The sequence below is a fragment of the Bradyrhizobium sp. B039 genome, from assembly GCF_038965675.1.
Classification (GTDB): Bacteria; Pseudomonadota; Alphaproteobacteria; order Rhizobiales; family Xanthobacteraceae; genus Bradyrhizobium; species Bradyrhizobium diazoefficiens.
In genome coordinates, this window is sequence record NZ_CP152416.1 from 1349818 (window position 1) to 1369951 (window position 20134).

23 protein-coding genes are annotated in these 20134 nt (G+C 66.5%); 12 read left to right on the forward strand and 11 right to left on the reverse strand.

Features of this window, described 5'->3' with window-relative positions:
- Positions 1 to 27 precede the first annotated feature (27 nt).
- The 6 genes from AAFG50_RS06250 to AAFG50_RS06275 form a co-directional block, all read right to left on the reverse strand.
- Entirely contained in the window at positions 28 to 864 is an 837-nt protein-coding gene (locus AAFG50_RS06250; protein ID WP_028174615.1) for a DUF2076 domain-containing protein, read from the reverse strand.
- A 125-nt stretch (positions 865 to 989) separates the two neighbouring features.
- Entirely contained in the window at positions 990 to 1835 is an 846-nt protein-coding gene (locus tag AAFG50_RS06255) for a ChbG/HpnK family deacetylase (RefSeq protein WP_028174616.1), read from the reverse strand.
- Positions 1832 to 2878, reverse strand: coding sequence for a glycosyltransferase family 2 protein (locus tag AAFG50_RS06260; RefSeq protein WP_011090258.1), 1047 nt, complete (start codon positions 2876 to 2878; stop codon positions 1832 to 1834). Before AAFG50_RS06260 ends, AAFG50_RS06255 begins: the two co-directional genes overlap by 4 nt.
- A gap of 87 nt (positions 2879 to 2965) precedes the next feature.
- Positions 2966 to 3943, reverse strand: a complete 978-nt coding sequence (gene hisG, locus AAFG50_RS06265) for an ATP phosphoribosyltransferase (protein ID WP_011090257.1) — start codon at positions 3941 to 3943, stop codon at positions 2966 to 2968.
- A 3-nt stretch (positions 3944 to 3946) separates the two neighbouring features.
- Positions 3947 to 5098 (reverse strand): ATP phosphoribosyltransferase regulatory subunit, encoded by a 1152-nt coding sequence (locus tag AAFG50_RS06270; RefSeq protein ID WP_028174617.1) that lies wholly within the window; start codon positions 5096 to 5098, stop codon positions 3947 to 3949.
- A gap of 145 nt (positions 5099 to 5243) precedes the next feature.
- On the reverse strand, positions 5244 to 5999 hold the full coding sequence (locus AAFG50_RS06275; protein WP_028174618.1) for a 16S rRNA (uracil(1498)-N(3))-methyltransferase: 756 nt from the start codon (positions 5997 to 5999) through the stop codon (positions 5244 to 5246).
- Positions 6000 to 6208: 209 nt separating this feature from the next.
- Between AAFG50_RS06275 and AAFG50_RS06280 the strand changes: the two genes are divergently transcribed.
- Both AAFG50_RS06280 and ubiA read left to right on the forward strand, forming a co-directional pair.
- Positions 6209 to 6868: a hypothetical protein gene (locus AAFG50_RS06280; protein WP_028174619.1), complete on the forward strand. Its 660-nt coding sequence runs from the start codon at positions 6209 to 6211 to the stop codon at positions 6866 to 6868.
- The gene (gene ubiA / locus AAFG50_RS06285; protein ID WP_028174620.1) at positions 6865 to 7797 is read left to right on the forward strand and encodes a 4-hydroxybenzoate octaprenyltransferase; all 933 of its coding nucleotides are present in this window, start codon (positions 6865 to 6867) and stop codon (positions 7795 to 7797) included. The genes AAFG50_RS06280 and ubiA overlap by 4 nt, the downstream gene beginning before the upstream one ends.
- A 110-nt stretch (positions 7798 to 7907) precedes the next feature.
- Here ubiA and AAFG50_RS06290 read toward each other — a convergent pair whose 3' ends face one another.
- A complete protein-coding gene (locus AAFG50_RS06290) occupies positions 7908 to 8426 on the reverse strand; it encodes a DUF6101 family protein (protein ID WP_011090252.1) in 519 nt (172 codons plus the stop codon).
- Positions 8427 to 8690: 264 nt separating this feature from the next.
- Between AAFG50_RS06290 and AAFG50_RS06295 the strand changes: the two genes are divergently transcribed.
- From AAFG50_RS06295 to AAFG50_RS06325, 7 genes are all read left to right on the forward strand, one after another.
- The gene (locus AAFG50_RS06295; protein WP_028174621.1) at positions 8691 to 10082 is read left to right on the forward strand and encodes a TldD/PmbA family protein; all 1392 of its coding nucleotides are present in this window, start codon (positions 8691 to 8693) and stop codon (positions 10080 to 10082) included.
- Entirely contained in the window at positions 10069 to 10887 is an 819-nt protein-coding gene (locus tag AAFG50_RS06300; RefSeq protein ID WP_028174622.1) for a 3'(2'),5'-bisphosphate nucleotidase CysQ, read from the forward strand. Before AAFG50_RS06295 ends, AAFG50_RS06300 begins: the two co-directional genes overlap by 14 nt.
- Positions 10888 to 10947: 60 nt before the next feature.
- Positions 10948 to 11193 (forward strand): DUF4170 domain-containing protein, encoded by a 246-nt coding sequence (locus tag AAFG50_RS06305; protein ID WP_011090249.1) that lies wholly within the window; start codon positions 10948 to 10950, stop codon positions 11191 to 11193.
- On the forward strand, positions 11190 to 11903 hold the full coding sequence (locus tag AAFG50_RS06310) for a lysophospholipid acyltransferase family protein (RefSeq protein ID WP_028174623.1): 714 nt from the start codon (positions 11190 to 11192) through the stop codon (positions 11901 to 11903). The genes AAFG50_RS06305 and AAFG50_RS06310 overlap by 4 nt, the downstream gene beginning before the upstream one ends.
- On the forward strand, positions 11866 to 13212 hold the full coding sequence (locus tag AAFG50_RS06315) for a 3-deoxy-D-manno-octulosonic acid transferase (RefSeq protein WP_074077523.1): 1347 nt from the start codon (positions 11866 to 11868) through the stop codon (positions 13210 to 13212). The genes AAFG50_RS06310 and AAFG50_RS06315 overlap by 38 nt, the downstream gene beginning before the upstream one ends.
- Positions 13205 to 14221, forward strand: coding sequence for a tetraacyldisaccharide 4'-kinase (gene lpxK, locus AAFG50_RS06320; protein ID WP_028174625.1), 1017 nt, complete (start codon positions 13205 to 13207; stop codon positions 14219 to 14221). The genes AAFG50_RS06315 and lpxK overlap by 8 nt, the downstream gene beginning before the upstream one ends.
- A 236-nt stretch (positions 14222 to 14457) precedes the next feature.
- Entirely contained in the window at positions 14458 to 14793 is a 336-nt protein-coding gene (locus AAFG50_RS06325) for a GYD domain-containing protein (protein ID WP_011090245.1), read from the forward strand.
- Positions 14794 to 15179: 386 nt separating this feature from the next.
- On the opposite strand, the gene AAFG50_RS06330 is transcribed toward AAFG50_RS06325, so the two are convergent.
- Together AAFG50_RS06330 and AAFG50_RS06335 are read right to left on the reverse strand one after the other, a co-directional pair.
- Entirely contained in the window at positions 15180 to 15365 is a 186-nt protein-coding gene (locus AAFG50_RS06330; protein WP_028174626.1) for a hypothetical protein, read from the reverse strand.
- Between the two features lie 405 nt (positions 15366 to 15770).
- Positions 15771 to 15902, reverse strand: coding sequence for a hypothetical protein (locus tag AAFG50_RS06335; RefSeq protein WP_257787566.1), 132 nt, complete (start codon positions 15900 to 15902; stop codon positions 15771 to 15773).
- Positions 15903 to 16235: 333 nt separating this feature from the next.
- Here AAFG50_RS06335 and AAFG50_RS06340 point away from each other — a divergent pair, with 333 nt between their 5' ends.
- Positions 16236 to 16541, forward strand: coding sequence for a hypothetical protein (locus AAFG50_RS06340; RefSeq protein WP_028174628.1), 306 nt, complete (start codon positions 16236 to 16238; stop codon positions 16539 to 16541).
- A gap of 16 nt (positions 16542 to 16557) precedes the next feature.
- Here the strand turns inward: AAFG50_RS06340 and AAFG50_RS06345 are convergent, their stop codons facing one another.
- Complete coding sequence (locus AAFG50_RS06345) at positions 16558 to 16785, reverse strand: DUF2093 domain-containing protein (RefSeq protein WP_011090242.1); 228 nt, start codon at positions 16783 to 16785, stop codon at positions 16558 to 16560.
- Positions 16786 to 16988: 203 nt separating this feature from the next.
- On the opposite strand from AAFG50_RS06345, the gene AAFG50_RS06350 reads away from it, so the two are divergent.
- Positions 16989 to 17813 carry a dienelactone hydrolase family protein gene (locus tag AAFG50_RS06350; protein ID WP_028174629.1) on the forward strand — a complete coding sequence of 275 codons (825 nt, stop codon included), beginning with the start codon at positions 16989 to 16991 and terminating at the stop codon, positions 17811 to 17813.
- A gap of 222 nt (positions 17814 to 18035) precedes the next feature.
- Entirely contained in the window at positions 18036 to 18185 is a 150-nt protein-coding gene (locus AAFG50_RS06355) for a hypothetical protein (protein WP_165448178.1), read from the forward strand.
- Positions 18186 to 18399: 214 nt separating this feature from the next.
- Here the strand turns inward: AAFG50_RS06355 and xseA are convergent, their stop codons facing one another.
- Entirely contained in the window at positions 18400 to 20037 is a 1638-nt protein-coding gene (gene xseA / locus AAFG50_RS06360) for an exodeoxyribonuclease VII large subunit (RefSeq protein ID WP_049832534.1), read from the reverse strand.
- Positions 20038 to 20134 lie beyond the last annotated feature (97 nt).

Consider the following 20134-nt stretch of genomic DNA (forward strand, 5'->3'; position numbering starts at 1 on the left):
TTTTTGTTTGCGCGCTATCGAGCGGCCTTACGCATAATCGCTGCCGCCATCGTCGCCGCCGAAATCGCTGTCGTCGGCCAGGTCTACGTTGTCGTCATTGTCGTTCTGATCGTTGTGATTCTGGTCGTCGTTCGAAGCCTGGTCGACAAAGCCTTGGCGGGAATCGCCGCCACGGTCGCGGTTCGATCCGATGTCGTCGAGGCCGGCATCGCGCGCGAGCGAGCCGCCGGACTGGTCGCTGCCGCCCCAGGGACTTCCGCCAGCGCTGCGGTCGCCCAGGGCGTTGGTGTCGCCGAAGGCCTGCTGGTGCGATCCGCCCATCATGCCGCGGATGCTGGAGAGCAGCAGTGAGCCGCCGACGACGCCGGCCGCGGCCGCCGCGGCCGTACCGAGGAACGAGCCGCCGCCACCGCCGACCGGCGGGGCGCCATAGCCCTGACCGGGGCCTTGACCTGGGCCTTGGCCGTAAGCCTGCCCGTAAGGCGGCTGGCCGTAACCCGGTTGCGCCTGTTGCATCGCCTGGCCGCTGTTCCACACCGGCCGTGCGTCACGCGGCGGCACGTTCGGAACCGAGCCGCGCGAGGGGCCGCCACCGAACAGCGTGTCGCGCATGGTATCCAGGAAGCCGCCGGACTGGGCCGGCTCGGGCGCCTGCGCCGCTTCCAGTTCCTGGATGCGGTTATGGGCGCGCTTCAGCGCTTCGTCCTGCAACAGGGTAGTCTGCACCAGCGCGTAGACGGCGCCGGGCGCCTTGCGCAGGCCGTCGGAGATCGCGGCGATCGCGTCGGGATCGCGCGGTGCATTTTCCAGTTTCGAAAGCCGGTCAAAAAGCTCGTCGACGAGCTCGCGTTCCTGCGGCGTCATGATCAATCTCCCTCGCGCAAACCAAGCGCGCAAGAGATGTAGGGTTCCATTGTGGCCCCAACAGTGCCGGCTGGATTAAATTTCGGTATGCGACAAGCTGCCTCGCGGCCGGCTTTAGCCGCCATTCACCCCAGTGTCGCGTTGGTCTGCGCCAGCAACCGCACGAATTCATCGCCCCCAAGATAGGCATGCTCGCGTTCGCGCACGTCGGTCATCGGATCAAGCGCGGCAAGGACGTCGTCGACGAAGCCGGGATGGCACATCACGAGGCCGCCATCGGGGAGGCCTTCCAGGAATTGCCGCATCAGCGCGCCGAAATCGGCCGCGCGCGTGAAATCATAGGCGCCGGCAAAGCCGGGATTGAAACCGAGGCCGGCGCGGCCGGCGCGGCGGCGGAATTGCGCGCTGAGGATGTCGAGCACCATGGCTTTTGGCGACGCCAGCCGCTGCTTCAGCGGCTGGTCGCGCCCGCCCTGGCGCACCCAGGCGTTTGGCGCGGTTTCGCTGACCGCGTCGATAAAGCCGTCGCGCACCTGCGGATAGAGCTGCACATGCTGATGGCCGTCGACGAAGTCTGGTGCGCGGCCGAAAGCCTCTGCGAAGGCCACGAGCTGCGCCTTCACCTCATTGCGAAAGAATTCGCGGTCGAGCCGCCGCAAGACACCCGCGCGCAAGAGCTTCGGAAACGGCATGAACATGTCGCCGTCGAGCGGGCGGAAATGCATGGTGAGCGGCCGGAACGGCGCGGACAGCGTCACGTGCAATCCGATCGCGCAGCGCGGGCTCGTCTTCGCCGCGGCCTCAAGCGCCTCGATCTCGCCGCGAGCGATCGCGGGGCCGACCATCATCACCGAGGTGGCGTTGAGGCGGCCGCGCTCGATCAGGTCTCGGATGGCGCGATTGACGCCAGGGCTGATGCCGTAATCGTCGGCGCAGAGCCAGATCCGCCGCGGCGCCGCCGCCGCGCTCATTCGGCCGCCGTCCTCTTCGCGGCGTCGTCGGCCTTGTCGGCCTCGAAATGCTTCTCGCTGTGCTCGGCGACGAAGTAGATCGGGCGCGCCTTCAGCTCGGAGAGGATCTTGCCGATATATTCGCCGACGATGCCGATCATGATGAGCTGCACGCCGCCGATGGTCATCAGGCCGACCACGAGCGAGGGATAGCCGGGGACCTGCTTGCCGGTGGTGAAGACCTCCCAGAGAATGGAGAGGCCGAACAGGAAGGCGATGCCGGCGAGCACGACGCCGAGCAGGCTGGCGAAACGCAGTGGTGCCACCGAGAACGAGGTCAGGCCTTCGATCGACAGGCCGAGCAGGCGCGCGGCGTTGAAGGTGGTAACGCCATGGGCGCGCGGCGACGGCTCGTAGTCGACGCGGATCTGGCGGAAGCCGATCCAGCTTGCCAGGCCCTTGAAGAAGCGGTTGCGCTCCGGCAGTTGCCGAAGCGCCGTGACCGCGCGCGGCGAAAGCAGGCGGAAATCGCCGGCGTCTTCCGGAATCTTCTGGCGGGCGCCCCAGTTGATCAGGGCGTAGAAGCCATGCACGGCGAGCCGCCGCAGGAAGGTTTCGTTGTCGCGATGCGCCTTGGCGGTATAGACGACGTCGTAGCCGTCATCGATCCAGTGTCCCACAAGCTGCTCGACGAGAGCCGGCGGATGCTGGCCGTCGCCGTCCATGAACATCACGGCGCCGAGGCGGGCATGGTCGAGGCCGGCCATCAGCGCCGCCTCCTTGCCGAAATTGCGCGACAGGGAGACCACCTGGACGTCGATCGCGTCGGCCGGCAGGCTGCGCGCGATCGACAGCGTCGCGTCCGCGCTGCCGTCGTCGACATAGACCACCTCGCAAGCGAGGCGATGGCGCTGCCGCAGGGTCTTTGCGAGATCGCAGATGCGCTGGTGCAGGGCGGCAAGCCCCGCCGCCTCGTTGTAGACGGGGACGACAATCGACAGTCCCTTCGCGGCGGCGTTGGCCGCGGTGGTCGTCAGGCCGGAAACATCAGAGCCCAGCGTCATCGATCAAGGTTCCAGAGGCGTTCAAGGTCATCTCAACAGCATATGGTAGCTGCCGTTTGCTGTCGCTACGCTGAACGGACCTGAGGCTCACCGCCGCAGGAACGCCTCGAGCTTGGCGAACAGCGGGTTCTCCCGGTCGAACACGTAGTCGAGCGAAACCACCGAGACGGTCTCGGCGCCATGCTCGCGCAGGAAGCTCGCGAGCGCATAGAGCTGCCCCGGCGGGCAGTGCAGCGTCAGCATGCCCGACGAGGTCGGCCCGCCGAACGGGGCCTCGACGCCGAAACGGCTGTGGGCCTCGCCGAGCAGGGCGGCGTCGCACTGCCGGAATCGGGTCCGGACCTCGCGGTATTTGTTGGCCCGCGCCCGCGCCGCGATGTGGTCGAGGATGACGCGCGCGGTCTCCCGCGCCTGCGGCGACCAGTCGGCATCCCTGGAGGCGACCAGATTGGCCTGGCTGCGCAGGATCATGCCGTCGTCGAGCACCCGCAAGCCGTTGGCGGCGAGGGTCGCGCCGGTCGTCGTGATGTCGACGATCAGCTCGGCGCTGCCGGCTGCCGGCGCGCCTTCGGTCGCGCCTGCGCTTTCGACGATGCGGTAATCGGTGATGCCGTGGTTCTGGAAGAACGCGCGGGTGAGATTGACGAACTTGGTCGCGACCCGCATCCGCATGTGATGCTGCTCGCGGAAGCCGGTGGTGACGTCGTCGAGGTCGGCCATGGTGCGGACGTCGATCCAGGCCTGCGGCACCGCGACGACGACGTCGGCATAGCCGAAGCCGAGGCCTTCGATCAGGGACACGCGCTTGTCGGCGTCCGCGATGTTCTCGCGCACCAGGTCCTCGCCGGTGACGCCGAGATGGGCGAGGCCGCGCGACAGCTGCGCGGCGATCTCGCTCGCCGACAGATAGGCGACCTCGACATTGTCGAGGCCCGCGATGGTGCCGCGATAGTCGCGTGCGCCGCCGGCCTTCGACAGCTTGAGGCCCGCGCGGGCGAAAAAGGCTTCGGTGTTTTCCTGGAGGCGGCCCTTGGAGGGAACGGCCAGAACGAATGGCGCGCTCATGACTTAGGCTCCCACCTTGCGGCCGATCCGGGTCAGCGCGTCCACCCAGACCGAGAAACCGACAGCGGCGATCGGCTCGGCTGAACCGAGCTGGGTCATCAGCCCGTCATAGCGTCCGCCGGCGACCAGCGGTTCGGCGCCATTGCCCCTGTGATGCAGCTCGAATTCGAAGCCGGTGTAATAGTCGAGCCCGCGTCCGAACGCGGTCGAGAAGCGCGTCTGCTTCACGTCGATGCCGCGCGCAGCCATGAAGCCGACCCGGCTCTCGAACTGATCGATCGCAGCCGTGAGGTCGAGCCTGGCGTCGGTGGTGAGCGCGCGCAGCTCGGCGACGGCGTCGTCGGGATTGCCTGCGATCGACAGGAAGCGCTTGAGCACGGTGATCGCCTCGCGGGGCAGCGCGCCGCCCTTCAGCGTCGATTGCTCGAGGAAGCGGTCGGCGATCTCGGCGGTGGTGCGGCCGCCGACATTGGTGGTCCCGGCGATCGACATCAAATCGGTGACGAAGGCGAGCGCCGCCTTGCGGTCGGAGCCGGCCAGCGCCGCCAGCACGCCCTCATATTCGCTGCGGGTGGCGGTCGTCGCGGCCGCCAGCCGTTCCAGATCCTGCTCCAGGCTGATCTTGCGGTTGAAGTCCTTGACCAGGCGGCGCCGCCAGACCGGATAGAGGTTGAGCGCGTCGAGCAGCGCGTTGAACAGCGCCACGTCGCCGGTGCGGATCTCGACGTCGCGGACGCCGAAGGCGCCCGTCGCCTCCAGCGCCAGCGCCAGCATCTCGGCATCGGCCGCGGCGCGGTCCTGGCGGCCGAACGATTCGATGCCGGCCTGAAGAAACTCGCTGGCCTGGCCGCTGCGGTAGCGGAACACCGGACCGAGATAGCTGAACCCGGCCGGCTGGCCGGCGCGGCTGGAGGCGAGGTAATCGCGCGCCACCGGTATGGTCAGGTCCGGGCGCAGGCAGAGCTCCTCGCCGGTGAGGTCCGTGGTCAGATACAGACTTTTGCGGATGTCCTCGCCGGAAAGGTCCAGGAACGGCTCGGCCGGTTGCAGGATCGCCGGCTCGGCCCTGGCATAGCCGGCCTGCGCGAACGACAAGAGCAGCGTATCCGCCCAGGCGGCGGAGCCGGCAGCATTTGAGGTGGCAGTCGCGGTCATCTCAGGGGTCCATCGTCCCGGTGGAACCGGGCAGGGCAAGGGGAGGCAAGTGGAGGCAAACCAGTTGGCGCAGCCCTTAGCATGGCCGGAAAGCGGTTTCGACCTCCAAAGGATCAATCGCTTAACGGCCGGCCAATGCGCAGCATCAGGGAGTCTTGCCGCCCCAATCGCCCAGCACCGTCTGCACCAGCGCCAGCGCAGCCACCGCGGCGGTGTCGGCCCGCATGATCCGGGGACCCAGGGCGAGCCGCAGGATCTTCGGCTGTCGCAGCAGCAGCGCCCGCTCTTCCTCGGCAAAGCCGCCTTCGGGGCCGATCAGCACGTCGATACCTTGTCCCGCCTCGCGCGCGGCTTGCAGGCTCTGAACGGGGTTTTCGACCTCCGCGGCCTCGTCGCAGAAGATGAGCAGGCGACCGGTGGCGCGCTGGCTGAGGAAGCGCTCCAGCGGCACCGGCTCGGCCACGGTCGCGATGCTCAGGATGCCGCATTGCTCGGCGGCCTCGACCACGTTGGCACGCATCCGCTCGGTGTTGACCCGGGAGGCCTGGGTGAACCGGGTCAGGACCGGTTGCAGGCCGGCGGCGCCCATCTCGATGGCCTTCTGGACCATGTAATCGAGCCGGGCGTGCTTGAGCGGGGCGAAGACGTAAGTGAGGTCGGCCAGCCGGTCCTGCGGCCGGGTCTGCTGGAGGATGACGAGGCCATCGGGCCGTTTGCGGCCTTCGATGGCGGCCTGCCATTCGCCGTCGCGGCCGTTGAAGGCCAGAACCTCGGCCCCCGCGGCAAGCCGCAGCACATTGCCGAGATAATTGCTCTGGTCGCGGTCGAGCGGGACCCTGGCATCCTGGGCCAGGGGGGCATCGACGAACAGGCGGGGGGCGCGGAAATCATGGGAAGGCATCATTCAGGTCCGATTTGCCGCCGTTATTAACCGAAAGCCGCCATTTCGGGGGTAAATATTGCCGAACCGGTGCGTCGGCGCGCCGCGCTCTTGCCCTATTCGACGGGTTGTTAAGGGCCGGCGGGAATCGTAAAAACGCGAACACGCTGGTTGCGCTTCAATTGGGAAGACGCCGAACCCCGTAAGCTCCTGCCGGAGAGACTGCCTTGATGATCCGTCATTTGATGGTTCCGATCACCGCCGCCATGATCAGCATGGGGGCCGTGGGCGCCTATGCGCAAAGCGCCTTCCCCGCGCCGCTGCCAAACCAGGCCGCGAGCAGCTCGGCGTTTCCGCCCGTGAACGGCTCGGCGCCGACAGCCTCCGTCGGCACGGCGCCGCAATCCTCGTTTCCGGTGAACGGCGCCGCGCCGGTCGGCGGCGCCGGCGCTTTCAGCGCGGCCCCGCCGACGCAAGCCCCGGGTGAGGACTGCATGAAGGCCTTCATTCCCCTGCGCGAGGAGGCCGAGAAGCGCGGCAAGGCGATTAAGGCCGCGAGCGACCGCCACGCGCCGCCGGACGAGGCCTGCAAGCTGATCCGCAATTTCGGCCAGGCTGAAATGAAGATGATCAAGTACGTCGAGACCAACGCTGCAAAATGCGGAATCCCGCCGCAGGTCGGCGCGCAGATGAAGGACGGCCACAAGAACACCGAGGCCATGACCACGAAGGTCTGCAACGTCGCGCAGCAGATGCAGAACCAGCCGCGCGGTCCGGCCGGCCCGTCGCTGAGCGAGGTGCTGGGTTCGGGCTCGGCACCTGAAGCCAATGCCGGCAAGAAGGGCGGCAGCACCTTCGACACGCTCAACGGCAACGTCCTCACGCGATGAGCGACACATCCGCCCGCGTTGCCGACTCCACCGGCAACTGGGTCGATACGCTCGCGCCGCCATGGGCGCGGCCCTATTTGCGATTGTCCCGCTTCGATCGTCCGATCGGCTCCTGGCTTCTCCTGATGCCATGCTGGTGGTCGGCGGCGCTCGCCGCCGGCATCGCGCACGATTCCGGCCGCCTGCCGCTCACCATCGTCCTGTTCTTCATCGGCGCCTTCGTCATGCGCGGGGCAGGCTGCACCTGGAACGACATCACCGACCGCGATCTCGACGACAAGGTCGAGCGCACCCGCTCGCGGCCGCTGCCGTCGGGGCAGGTGACCACGAAGCAGGCGCTGGCCTTCATGGTCGCGCAGGCCCTGATCGGTCTCGTGGTGCTCCTGCAATTCAATCGCTTCGCGGTCCTGACCGGCATCGCCTCGCTTCTGATCGTCGCGATCTACCCCTTCATGAAGCGCATCACCTGGTGGCCGCAGATCGTGCTCGGCCTCGCCTTCTCCTGGGGCGCCTTGATGGGCTTTGCCGTCACCTTCGGCCGCATCGACGTCACCGCGCTCGTGCTGTATGGCGGATCGATCGCCTGGGTGATCGGCTATGACACGATCTATGCGCATCAGGATGCCGAGGACGACGCGCTGATCGGCATCAAGTCCACCGCGCGCCTGTTCGGCGCGCACACGCACCAGGCGCTGATCCTGTTCTATGGGCTCGCGGTGGTGCTGATCGGCGTCGCGCTGGCGTCAGGCGATGTGCGCTGGCCCGCCTGGCTCGGGCTTGCCGCTTTCGCCGCGCATCTGGCCTCGCAGATCGTGCGCTTGAGGATCGACGATCCCGCGCTTTGCCTGCGCCTGTTCAAGTCGAACCGGGATGCGGGCCTGCTGTTGTTTGCGGGATTGCTCGCGGACGCGGTGATGCGCGCGGCGTGACGCAAATGCGTAGGGTGGGCAAAGGCGCTGTTGCGCCGTGCCCGCCATCTTGCCGAGATTGAGATGGAAATAGGTGGGCACGCTTTCGCTTTGCCCACCCTACGGCACCTTTAGTTCCTCGCGATGATCTCGCGCTCGCCGTGATGAACCGACAGCTCGCGCGCCATGGCGGTGCGCCGGCGCATCAAGAATTTCGGACGGCGGGCGCGGATCGCGTTGGCGCGGCGGCGGCGCGGTGCGGGCTTGCGCGCGCCTTCGTCGAGCTGCGGAAGCGCGAAGATCTCGCTCCAGACCGCCCAGGCCTCGGTGAGCTCGTCGCCGTCGGCGCCGACCAGCAGCGGAACGGAGAGCGAGGGATCGCGATGGACGAGGACGAGGGCCTGCGCCGCGTCGTTGCCGCGCAGCGCGACGCCGGAGAAGTCGCTGACGCGCACGTTGATCGCCATCCGCATGCCGCGGACGGCACGGCGCAGCACGACACGTTCGCGATGAAGCTCGATCTGCCTTGTGTATCCGTCGGCGCGCGGATCATGCGCATCGAAGCGGACCGGAAGGGAAAGAGGGTCGAGCCGCAGAGAGCGGCTCGACCCGGCGGGAGCGATCCCGCTTGTTGCTGTTTGACGCCTCACGGCTTTAGTTCTCCCCGCCAGGATTATGTTCCCGGTCGATGCGAGGACCTTAGCGCGGCGGCTTCCGAAACCGCTTAAAAAGGCTGGTTAACCCAGCGTCACCGCGGCTCATGATTGACAAGACCTTGGCGCGCATGATTGACGAGACGTTGCGCCGAAGTCGCGAATCTGAGCTTTTAGCGGGCTGAAAATGCTTGAAGTCCGCGCTATCAGGGCACATCTGTGGGTTCCGGTCCCGAACCCCGCCCCAACAGGATTTCGTTTGTGAACCCTTCACCAAGCTCGACGCTTTCGCCCAAAGCCAATCGCGACCTGTTCGATCAGTCCGCGCTGTCCGATCTCGCACAGCGGCTGGTCGAGGCGGCCAGGCGCGCCGGCGCGGATGCGGCCGATGCGGTCGCAGTGCGCGGCGTCTCGCAAGGCGTCGAGGTGCGCGACGGCCGTGTCGAGGAATCCGAGCGGTCCGAGGGCGACGATGTCGGCCTGCGCGTGCTGGTCGGCCAGCGCCAGGCGGTGGTCTCGACCAACGACGTCAGCGGCGATGCCGTGACCAAGCTCGCCGAACGCGCTGTCGCAATGGCGAAGGTCGCACCCGACGACAAATATGTCGGCCTCGCCGATCCCGCGCTGCTCGCGCGCGATTTCCCCGATCTCGATCTGCTCGATCCGAATATTCCGGCGACCTCGGAGCTCGAGCGCCGCGCGCTCGAAGCCGAGGCTGCTGCGCTCGCGGTGAAGGGCGTGACCAAGTCCGGCGGCGCCTCGGCCTCCGCCGGCATGGGCGGCATGGTGCTCGTCACCTCGACCGGCTTCCACGGTTCTTACCTGCGCTCGAGCCAGGGCATCTCGGCCACCGCAATCGCCGGCGAAGGCACCGGCATGGAGCGCGACTACGACTTCACCTCGGCGCCGCATGGCGCCGACCTGCTGTCGCCGGAGATCGTCGGCCGCTCCGCCGGCGAGCGCACCGTGGCGCGCTACAATCCGCGCAAGGTCGAGACCTGCAAGGTGCCGGTCGTGTTCGATCCGCGCGTTGCGGGCTCGCTGGTCGGCCATGTCGTCGGCGCCATCAACGGCGCCTCGATCGCGCGCAAGACCAGCTTCCTGAAGGACAAGCTCGGCCAGCAGCTGTTCGCCAAGAACATCCGCATCATCGACGATCCCCTGCGCAAGCGCGGCCTGCGCTCGCAGACCTTCGATGCCGAGGGCGTCGCGGTGAAGAAGATCGCGCTGATCGACGAGGGCGTGTTGACGACCTGGCTGCTCGACTGCGCCACCGCGCGGGAGCTCGGCCTTGCCACCACCGGCCACGCCCATCGCGGCGTCTCGTCCTCGCCCTCGCCCGGGCCGTACAATCTGCATCTCGAAGCCGGCACACCGACGCCGGCCGAGCTGATCGCCGACATCAAGCAGGGCTTCTACGTCACCGACCTAATCGGCTCCGGCGTCAACGGCGTCACCGGCGATTACAGCCGCGGCGCCTCCGGCTTCTGGATCGAGAACGGCGAGATCACCTATCCCGTCAGCGAGGTGACGATCGCAGGCCACCTGTTCGAGATCTTCAAGTCGATGCAGCCCGCCAACAATCTCGAATTCCGCTACGGCATCAATGCGCCGACGGTGCGTATCGAGGGTTTGACGCTTGGCGGACGCTGACGCGAACTCGCTCGACGCGACGATCCTGACGCGCGACGCGGCGCTGCTGAAAGACACGGTACGGGAAGCGGGCGCGCTCGCGCAGTCGATGTTCCGCACCGAGCTGAAGACATGGACCAAGGGCGCGTCCTCGCCGGTGTCGGAAGCCGACATCGCCGTCAACGACCTGCTCGAAGCGCGCCTGCGCAGTGCCACGCCCGACTATGGCTGGCTGTCGGAGGAGAGCGCCGACGATTCCACGCGGCTGTCGCGGCGGCTGGTCTGGGTGGTCGATCCGATCGACGGCACGCGCAATTATCTGGGCGGCCACGACGAATGGTGCGTCAGCGTGGCGCTGGTCGAGGACGCCGCGCCGCTGCTGGCCGCGGTGTTCGCGCCGGCCAGCGGCGAGTTCTTCTTCGCGGCCCGCGGCCAGGGTACGCTGCTCAACGACAAGCCGGTGCGGGCGACGCCCGGGTCCACGCTCGATTTCTCCCGCATGGCCGGCCCCAAGCCGATGGTCGAGCGTCTCAATACCGCCGGCGGCGACATCAAGCTGCACCCGCGAATCGGCTCGCTCGCGCTCCGGCTCTGCCGGGTCGCCCATGGCGCGCTGGATGCGGCTTTTGCGGGCGGCAACAGCCATGATTGGGATCTTGCGGCGGCCGATTTGATCGTGCAGGAAGCGGATGGTAGGATGAGCGACCTCTCCGGAGATCCCATCCTCTATAACCGCCGGGAAGTGGCGCACGGGGTGCTGGTGGCAGCGGGTCGCGATCGTCATGCGAGCATTGTCGCGCATTTTCGAAATCGTCCCTTGCCCTGAGCGCTTTCGCTGTGCTTGTCGAACACTGCTTTGCCGGGCAGCCCGTTAGGAAGAGAACCCATGCCAGATAGTGCCCCGCAACAACTGCTTCATCTCGTCATCGGAGGCGAACTGCTCGATCTCGAGCACAACACCTTCAAGAACCTCGACGACGTCGAGATCGTCGGCCTCTACCCGAACTATGCGTCCGCCCACGTCGCCTGGCGCGCCAAGGCGCAGAGCACGGTCGACAATGCGCAGATGCGCTACTTCATCGTCCATCTCCACCGGCTGCTCGACCCGAATCAAGAAACGAAGGCGCGTTGAAAAAGCTGCTTCGCAATACGCTGCGAAGCAGCTGGTTTCAGCGTGCCGTCGGGGTCCTGGCGGCCGAATATCTGCGTCTGGTCTGGCGGACCAACAAATTCACGTTCGATCCGCCCGACGTCTATGACATCGTCGAGCCGCAGATCCCGGCGATCTTCGCCTTCTGGCACGGCCAGCATTTCCTCACCCCGTTCATCAAGAACAAGGACTCCTACCGGGCCAAGGTCCTGATCTCCCGGCACCGCGACGGCGAGTTCAACGCCATCGCGGTGGAGCGGCTCGGCATCGGCCTCATCCGCGGTTCCGGGGATCATGGCAGTGCCTTCCACCGTAAAGGTGGCGTCGGCGCCTTCAAGGAGATGGTGCGGACGCTGCAGGACGGTTGTAATGTCGCGCTGACCGCCGATGTCCCCAAGCGCGCGCGCGTGGCCGGGCTCGGCATCATCATGCTGGCACGGGAATCGGGGCGGCCGATCATGCCTTTCGCGATGGCGACCAGCCGTTTCATCCGGCTCAAGAACTGGGACCGCACCACCATCAACCTGCCGTTCGGGCGGGGCGCATTGGTCGGCATCAAGGAAATCCACGTTCCGCCGGACGCCGACGCCGCCATGATGGAAGCGTTGCGGCTGGAGCTGGAGGAGACGTTGAACGAAGCGACCCGGCGCGCCTATGCGCAGCTCGGCCGCCCGGGGCCGCAAGATGCCTAATTCGCTGCCCAGAGCGCTGCCGATGACGCTGCGGATGTACCAGCGCCTGGCTTCCGGCCTGGTGCCGCTCGCGCCTGCGCTGATCAAGCGGCGGCTGAAGCAGGGCAAGGAAGACCCCGCGCGTGTCGGCGAGCGGCGCGGCCTGTCCCGGGACGTGCGGCCGCATGGTCCGCTGGTCTGGATCCACGGCGCCAGCGTCGGCGAGGTTCTGGCCGCGGCGGCGCTGATCGGGCGGCTACGCGATCTCAATTTGCGCATCCTGCTTACATCAGGCACCGTCACCTCGGCCGCCGTCGTCGCAAAACGCTTTCCACCCGACGTCATCCATCAATACGTGCCGTATGATTCCCCGCGCTATGTCGCGCGCTTCCTCGACCACTGGAAGCCGTCGCTGGCGCTGTTCATCGAATCCGATCTGTGGCCGAACCTGATCCTGGCGGGCGCAACGCGGCGGGTGCCGATGGTGCTGATCAACGGTCGGATGTCGCCGCGCTCCTTTCCGCGCTGGCAGCGCATGTACGGCACCATCTCGGCGCTGCTGTCGCGGTTCGACATCTGCCTGGCGCAGTCGAAGACGGATGCCGAACGCTTCTCCGCGCTCGGCGGCCGCGACGTCCTCACCACCGGCAATCTCAAGCTCGACGTGCCGGCGCCGCCGGCCGATCCCGCCAAGCTCGAACGGCTGATGGCGATGACGCGCGGGCGTCCGATCATCGTCGCGGCCTCGACCCATCCGGGCGAGGACGAGATGCTGGTGGCGGCGCATCGCAGCCTCGTCGGTTTCTTCCCGCAGCTTCTGACCGTGATCGTGCCGCGCCATCCGGATCGCGGCTCCTCGATTTCGGGCCTGATCACCGCGTCGGGCCTGAAGCCGGCGCTGCGCTCGCGCGAGGAGCTGCCGACGGCCGCGACCGATGTCTATGTCGCCGACACCATGGGCGAGCTCGGCCTGTTCTACCGGCTCTCGCCGATCGTGTTCATGGGCGGGTCGCTGATCCGCCATGGCGGCCAGAATCCGATCGAAGCGATCAAGCTCGGTGCGGCGATCGTCCATGGTCCGCACGTCTTCAATTTCGCCGACGTCTACGAAGCGCTCGATGCGAGCGGCGGCGCGCGCCAGGCCGACACGCAGGAGATCCTGGTCAAGCAGCTCGGCCAGCTCCTGGCCGATCCCGCCGTGCGCGACAAGATACAGCACGCAGGCAGCAGCGTGGTCGAGCAGCTCGGCGGCGCGCTGGAGCGCACCATGACCGCGCTCGAGCCGTATCTGCTGCAATTGCGGATCGAGATGGGAGCCGCCAATGCGTGAGCCGGCCTTCTGGTACCGGCCGCGTTCCCCAGTGTCCCAAATCCTCCGTCCCCTGGGCGCGCTCTACGGCGCGATCACGGCGCGTCGCATGGCGCTCCAGGGATTCGACGCCGGCATCCCCGTGATCTGCGTCGGCAACTACCATGTCGGCGGCGCCGGCAAGACGCCGACCGTGCTGGCGCTGACGAAGCTCCTGCGCGAGCTCGGCGAGACGCCTGTCGTGCTCAGCCGCGGCTATGGCGGGCGCCTGCAGGGCCCGGTGATGGTCGACGGCGCGCGTCACATCGCAGCCGATGTCGGCGACGAGCCGCTGATGATGGCGCGCGACGTCCCTGTCGTCGTCGCGCGTGACCGCCTCGACGGCGTCGCGCTCGCCAAATCACAAGGCGCGACCGTGATCCTGATGGACGACGGCTTCCAGAACCCGCGTCTGCTCAAGGATGCCTCGCTGATCGTGATCGACAGCGAGCGCGGCATCGGCAACGGCAAGGTGTTTCCGGCCGGTCCCCTGCGCGCGCCGCTGAAGGCCCAGCTCGCGCGTACCGACGCGCTGGTGCTGATCGGCGACGGCCGCGCCGCCAACGACGTCGCCGCCGAGCTTGCCAAGCGCAACAAGCCGGAGCTGCGCGCGCGCCTGAAGCCGGATGCAGCCTCGGTCGCGCAGCTGTTCGGCAAACGGGTTTTCGCGTTCGCCGGCATTGGCGATCCCGAACGCTTCTTCCGCACCCTGCGCGCCAGCGGCATCGATGTCGCGCGCACGCGTCGCTTCGACGATCACCACATGTTCTCGCCCGAGGAGATCGCCGCGCTCGCGGCGGAAGCACAGCGCGAGCAGCTGACGCTTGTGACTACGGAAAAGGATCTCGCGCGCCTGCGCGGCAGCGAGGGCGTGCCCAACGGCATCGTGCCGTTCGCGGTGCAGCTCGAATTCGATGACCCGGCAAAGTTGCGGCAATTGATCAGCGATCATCTCTACAAGGCGCGCGAGCGGCGGTTCGGCAGGCGTTGATCGCGTGCGACACCGGGGCGACATGTCGCGGCGGATGAATTCTCTTCCGCAGGTTCGGGAGTTGATGTAGCCTTCGATGAGAGCCGTCACCGGGACGTGCCGAACTCCCGGCAATTATCGGCGGCGTTTATGCCCACGGCGGGCAACGTACCTTCATCATTTCAGATGCGAGACCGTACCGATAAGTTCGGAACGGCTGGGAGAGTCATTGCCAAAAGCTCAGAGGAGAACATGCCATGCATTTTTGCCTCACTGGACAATACACACCACGCGCTCTCAACGCCATTTTGGAAAACCCCACGACCAATCGCCAGGAGGCGGCGAGGAAACTTATCGAAGCGGCCGGCGGCAAGCTGATTTCGATGTACAGCGTTGCGGCCGACGGTCCAGGCGTTCTGGTGATTTTCGATGTGCCTGATCCGAGTGCGGCTCCGGCGATTTCCGGCCTGACCGTCACGGCGGGCACCCTGCAGAACGTGAAACTGACCCGGCTGTTCACGCAGGACGAGATCAAGCAGGTCCGCCAGAACGCGGCGAAGCTGCGTTCTTCGTATACTCCGCCCGGAGGCTGATATCCGGATCTCGAGCGATGCCGCCGCAATCGCATCAAGCGGCGGCAACGCTTTCCTCACAGCAAGAAGCAGGTCTGCACGCTGAGGCGCGGCGAAGGCCTTGCGGCGTCTCATTGACGGACGATGCGGGACGGCGGGTGCTGCGTCCGGCGCCCTAGGTCCGACTGAATGTGCTTGCCAGCGGGCCCGCTAACGGCGTGCAATCCCGGCTCAGCGGTCAGGCCCCCTCACCAGGCTCCAACGGCAATCATTCCGATGATGGTCAGGCACGAGGCGCAGGCCACCATGACAGTATAGCATTCGGGTGTATTCATTGCTTGCTCCCAAACTGCTGCCAATTGCTTGGTCACTGCTACGCGGGAGAGATCGCCGGTCTTGGTGCCGCTTCAAGTCGGCACGCCGCGACCGGTCTTGCGTTGTACGTCCGTCCTCTCATCGTCACCCTGGTCCGCAGGATGATAATGCGCTTCGAGAGCTTCAGAGCGTTCAGCTGCGATCAGCAGCTGTTTCCGCATTTCAGCGAGGCGGGCGCGGCAATATTCACGATAGAGCAGGTCCAGTATGGTGGGCATGATCCCCCCCATCGTTTGACTTTCGATTTACAAATATTTCACCGCAAATTTTCGAGGTGATCGTAACCCGCCAGATGGCTCTTCGATATGAGCCCGTTCACAGACTGCGCCAATTCCAAAGCTCGATGGCCGTTTGGTTGACTTGATTGTCTGCGCGATAAAAAGAGCAGGGTCAGTTACCTAACACGCACTATAGCAGCCCTCTGTTTCACAAAAACTTCGTCAAACAACTTAAGGGCGCCAAGTCGCACCAAAGAATCCAACCACAGCGCGAAATGACTCACCAAGGAGTGCAAGCGCTGTTCGATGCAACGCAGATCGGCACGACGGAGATCATTTTGGCTGTGAGACCCGCAGTTCAGGTGCACTGCCCCTGCCGCGGTGGCTGGAATAGCGCGGCGCAATTTACACGCCGTGATGTCCGGAGCGAAGCTTGCTCGCATCGACGACGTCCGTTCCCATGTGTTTTACGAAGACAGTCTTCAGTTGGCTGCGCTCGGAAGCACTGAACCGGTCGGGATCGAGACCTTCGGCCATGATGAGCCAGCCTGCAAATTGATCCGCAGAAACCGGCCCTGTGTCTGGAATAAAGTCGGAAACGTGCAGCGGCGCGCGATCCTCGACGCCGCCACATCAACCTAGGTTCGCACAGAATTCGTGCATCATCCCGTCGAATGCATTCGGGCGTCCCATTCGAGCTCCCAAACTGTCCTGCCTCCAACGTAACACAATCTCACCAAGCCTGAGCACACGCCCGCGACGAAGTGATGGTGGGCGCGCTTGTGCTCTGCCGCACCCTGCGGCAGTTCGCCATTCACGCGACATTCATCGCAAAACGCCTATCGGTCCGGGACCGATCGGGAGAATTCGATGAAATTGCCGTCCGCGACTGTCGCCGCCAGCCTTGTGTGTCTGATCATTGCGCCCGTGTTTGCACAAACGACGCCGCCCGCCGCTTCGACCGGCACGGTGCCGGTTCCCGCGACCAGGCGCGTGACGTGTCTCGGCACGACGCAAAACCTGAAGGGACAGGACAAGCGCGACCAGATGCAGCTCTGCATGGCGCAGGCGCGGGTCGATTGCCTCAAGCAGGCGATCGATCAGAAGGTCGTCGGCGAGCCCAGGAAGACCTTCATCAAGACCTGCGTGGGCGGGGATGCCACTGAGCAGCACTAGCAGCGCAGGCGCGGCCTCACGGCTGCGGCTTCGGCGCGCCGGGGAAATGCCGCTGCAGCACCGCGGCCGGCGTGGCGTAGGCTTCTTGAAGGTCCACGCTCCAGTACTTCAATTCGTCGAGCGGGATCCGCGTGTCGGTGATCGCGCAGCGCACATAGGTCCCCGGCGAGATCACGCGGAAATCGCCGTCGAGATATTGCACCTGCGCTTCGCCATTGCCGGAAGAGCCGAACTTGTTCAGCACGGTCGAAAGTCTCCGTGGAAGGCCTCTCCGTAAAAAACCCTGGAGGGCACGATGTGTTGGACGGGATGTAGCATAGATAGGGCGGCCTGTCCGCCCGGTAAACCCACCGGTTTGTGATGTTTTGCCGCCGTTTTCGCATGATAGTGCTTCGGGCGAAGGATCGTCCCGGCGCAAGCGGCCGGCACCTGATACGGCAGAGCCCGATGCGCCTTCGATTGACCGCCCTGTTCCTGATGCTGCTGATGTCGGCCGCGCGCGCTGCGCCTGCGCCGCAGCAGGTCGAGATTCCGCTCGGCTCCGGAATCCTGCATGCCCAGCTTTACAAGCCCGAGGGCGCCGGGCCGTTTCCGACCGTGATCGCGCTGCATGGCTGCGGCGGCCTCGGCGGCCATGCCGATCCCGTATTGCCGCGCTATCGCGACTGGGCGGAGCGGCTGCTCAAGGCCGGTAACGCGGTGCTGCTGCCCGACAGCTACGGCTCGCGCGAGCTCGGGCCGCAATGCCGCGTCAAGGAGACGCACGTCAAGGCGCGGCGCGAGCGTGTCGCCGACGTCGCGGCCGCGCGCGCCTGGCTGATGAAGCAGGCCTGGGTCGCGCGCGACCGCGTCAGCCTGATCGGCTGGGCCAACGGCGCGAGCACGCTGCTGTGGGCGGTGCGCCCGCAGAACGCGGCGCGCGACGCAGGGCCGGATTTCCGTGCGGCGATCGCGTTCTATCCGGATTGCCGCATCTCCGCCGGCCTCGGCTGGAGCACGCGGGTGCCGACGCTGGTTTTGATCGGCGCCAATGACGACGTGTCGTCGCCGCCGGCCTGCCGCCAGATGGTCGAGGGTGCGCATGGCCGCAGCGCGCTCGCGCGCATCGTGGTCTATCCCGGCGCCTATCACGACTTCGACCGCGCCAACACGCCGCTGCACGCAGCTAGCGGCAGCAGCGACGCCGCCGCGCCCGAGCACGGCCATCTCGGCACCGATGCGGTCGCGCGCGCGGAGTCGCAGAAGGACGTCGCGGAGTGGCTGGCGCGGTGATGAAGATCCAGAAGCCCGGATATCGCTGCGCTCATGCGGGCTAGGGGGCTACGGATTCCCAAGCGGGGCCGCCCGAGGAACAACTTGAGGCGGACAGCCCCGCATCGACCACCGCCCTGCACGGAGAGTGGCCGACCGTGAATCTACGGATCGCGCATGGCTGCGGTTTCAGCACGGGACGGTGCCATCATTCGACCACGATGTCGGTTAAACGCATCCCACATGCGCAACCGCATCGTCCTCTTTTCCTCCGCACTGATCGTCTTCACCGTCGCGATCTTCCTGTTCGAAGCCCACGCCGGCGCGCCAATGCTCGCGCCTGAACATTGCGGCTTCTGGACCACGATCGACGCGGGATTGTCCTGCCGCTAGGCGGGCTGTTGCGACTCCTACCCTTCCGCGCTGATATGTATTGAGAGGGCGACCAACTCTCCCCGACGTCGTCCTGGCGAAAGCCAGGACCCATACCGCGGAATCTATCGATTGTACGCGGCATTAGTCCCGAACGATCAGTCTTCGCCAAACTACTTCCTGGGGTAATGGGTCCTGGCTTTCGCCGGGACGACACGGAGAGTGAGCCGCCAACTCAGAACAAACTGCCCTGATCCACCGGCTTGCCGACGCGCTTCGGCGCGGGTTTGGTCTCCTGCGCGGCCGGCTTCGGTTGCTGTGCGCGCTTGGCAGGAGGCGCCGGACGATCCGCATCCGTTGTCGCGCCGACGCGTCCGTCCGCGAACTCGATCTCGACGCGCGCGCCGGGACCGACGCTGTCAGCCGAATGCAGGGGATGGCCGGCCTCGTCCCGCACCAGCGCAAAGCCGCGCGCGAGCACGCCGCGATAGGACAGCGCCGAGAGCAGCTTGCCGCTGGCCTCGACGCGGGCGTCAAGCCGTTGCAGCAGCGTCACCAGCGCACGGTTGGCGCGCTCGGCCAGACGATGCGTGCGCTCGCGCTGGCGGGCAATCGCGTTGCGCTGCGCCTGCGCGTTGGAGAGTTTTGAGGCACGCAGCCGCACCTCGAGACCGGCAAAGCGGTCGCGCCGCTGCCGCAGCAGCGACCGCGCGGAGAGACCAAGCCGCTCGCCGCACACGGTGAGCCGGTGATCGGCCTGCGAGATCTGCCCGTGCAGCACCCGCAGCGTCAGCTTTGCGCCCGCCGCAGTAAACCTGCGGAAATGCGCATGCGTGTTGGCTTTCAAGCCGCGGGGCAGGGCGGCGCCCGCCGAATCCAGCCGCTGCCGCGGGATCGCCAGCAGATCTCCGGCCGCCGGCAGCGCACGCGCAGCCGCACGCAATTCGCTGCGGCGGCTTTCGTGGGCGCGCTGCCAATAGGCGCGGGTGCGCCGTGCGAGATCGGCGACCTCGACGAACAGATCGCTGCGCACGGGGACGGCCATCTCGGCCGCCGCCGTCGGCGTCGGCGCGCGCTTGTCGGCGACGAAATCGATCAGCGTGATGTCGGTCTCGTGGCCCACCGCGGAGATCAGCGGGATCATGCTCTCGGCTGCGGCCCGCACCACGATCTCCTCGTTGAACGACCAGAGATCCTCCAGCGAGCCGCCGCCGCGCGCGACGATCAGGACGTCGGGGCGCGGAATCTTGCCGCCCTCCGGCAGCGCGTTGAAGCCGCGGATCGCGGCCGCAACCTGCTCGGCCGAGCCTTCGCCCTGCACCTTGACCGGCCACACCAGCACATGGCGGGGGAAGCGGTCCTCCAGCCGGTGCAGGATGTCGCGGATGACGGCGCCGGTCGGCGAGGTCACGACGCCGATCACCTCCGGCAGCCACGGCAGCAGCTGCTTGCGCGCCTCGTCGAACAGGCCCTCGGCGGCGAGCTTTTTCTTGCGCTCCTCCATCAGCGCCATCAGCGCGCCGATGCCGGCCGGCTCCAGCGCCTCGATGACGATCTGGTATTTCGAGGAGCCCGGATAGGTGGTGAGCTTGCCGGTGGCGATGACCTCGAGCCCCTCCTGGGGCTTGAAGCGCATCCGGCCGTGCACGCCCTTCCAGATCACCGCCTCGATCTTGGCGCTCTCGTCCTTGAGCGCGAAATAGCAATGGCCGGAGGAGTGGGCGCCGCGAAAGCCCGAGATCTCGCCGCGGACCCGGACATGGCCAAAGGCATCCTCCACCGTCCGCTTCAGGGACTGTGAAAGCTCGGAGACGGTGAATTCGGGGGCGTTGAGCAGGGGTTCCGCGGGCGGCATCGGCAAACGATTCGGCATCTTGGGGTCAGACCCGACGTTAAGGATTTTCGCCGCGCGGCGCCAATCCGGGGATTGATCTGGAGAGTACTCTGCATTATAGAGTTCTCTATTATTT

Excerpts from the sequence above, each read along its gene's own strand:
- AAFG50_RS06355 (WP_165448178.1), top strand. The coding sequence starts at position 18,036 with ATGCGCAACCGCATCGTCCTCTTTTCCTCCGCACTGATCGTCTTCACC.
- AAFG50_RS06350 (WP_028174629.1), top strand. The coding sequence starts at position 16,989 with ATGCGCCTTCGATTGACCGCCCTGTTCCTGATGCTGCTGATGTCGGCC.
- AAFG50_RS06260 (WP_011090258.1), bottom strand. The coding sequence starts at position 2,878 with ATGACGCTGGGCTCTGATGTTTCCGGCCTGACGACCACCGCGGCCAAC.
- AAFG50_RS06280 (WP_028174619.1), top strand. The coding sequence starts at position 6,209 with ATGATCCGTCATTTGATGGTTCCGATCACCGCCGCCATGATCAGCATG.
- AAFG50_RS06255 (WP_028174616.1), bottom strand. The coding sequence starts at position 1,835 with ATGAGCGCGGCGGCGGCGCCGCGGCGGATCTGGCTCTGCGCCGACGAT.
- AAFG50_RS06305 (WP_011090249.1), top strand. The coding sequence starts at position 10,948 with ATGCCAGATAGTGCCCCGCAACAACTGCTTCATCTCGTCATCGGAGGC.
- ubiA (WP_028174620.1), top strand. The coding sequence starts at position 6,865 with ATGAGCGACACATCCGCCCGCGTTGCCGACTCCACCGGCAACTGGGTC.
- hisG (WP_011090257.1), bottom strand. The coding sequence starts at position 3,943 with ATGAGCGCGCCATTCGTTCTGGCCGTTCCCTCCAAGGGCCGCCTCCAG.
- AAFG50_RS06315 (WP_074077523.1), top strand. The coding sequence starts at position 11,866 with ATGCGCAGCTCGGCCGCCCGGGGCCGCAAGATGCCTAATTCGCTGCCC.
- AAFG50_RS06340 (WP_028174628.1), top strand. The coding sequence starts at position 16,236 with ATGAAATTGCCGTCCGCGACTGTCGCCGCCAGCCTTGTGTGTCTGATC.
- AAFG50_RS06250 (WP_028174615.1), bottom strand. The coding sequence starts at position 864 with ATGACGCCGCAGGAACGCGAGCTCGTCGACGAGCTTTTTGACCGGCTT.
- xseA (WP_049832534.1), bottom strand. The coding sequence starts at position 20,037 with ATGCCGAATCGTTTGCCGATGCCGCCCGCGGAACCCCTGCTCAACGCC.
- lpxK (WP_028174625.1), top strand. The coding sequence starts at position 13,205 with ATGCGTGAGCCGGCCTTCTGGTACCGGCCGCGTTCCCCAGTGTCCCAA.
- AAFG50_RS06335 (WP_257787566.1), bottom strand. The coding sequence starts at position 15,902 with ATGGCCGAAGGTCTCGATCCCGACCGGTTCAGTGCTTCCGAGCGCAGC.
- AAFG50_RS06325 (WP_011090245.1), top strand. The coding sequence starts at position 14,458 with ATGCATTTTTGCCTCACTGGACAATACACACCACGCGCTCTCAACGCC.
- AAFG50_RS06270 (WP_028174617.1), bottom strand. The coding sequence starts at position 5,098 with ATGACCGCGACTGCCACCTCAAATGCTGCCGGCTCCGCCGCCTGGGCG.
- AAFG50_RS06275 (WP_028174618.1), bottom strand. The coding sequence starts at position 5,999 with ATGCCTTCCCATGATTTCCGCGCCCCCCGCCTGTTCGTCGATGCCCCC.
- AAFG50_RS06330 (WP_028174626.1), bottom strand. The coding sequence starts at position 15,365 with ATGCCCACCATACTGGACCTGCTCTATCGTGAATATTGCCGCGCCCGC.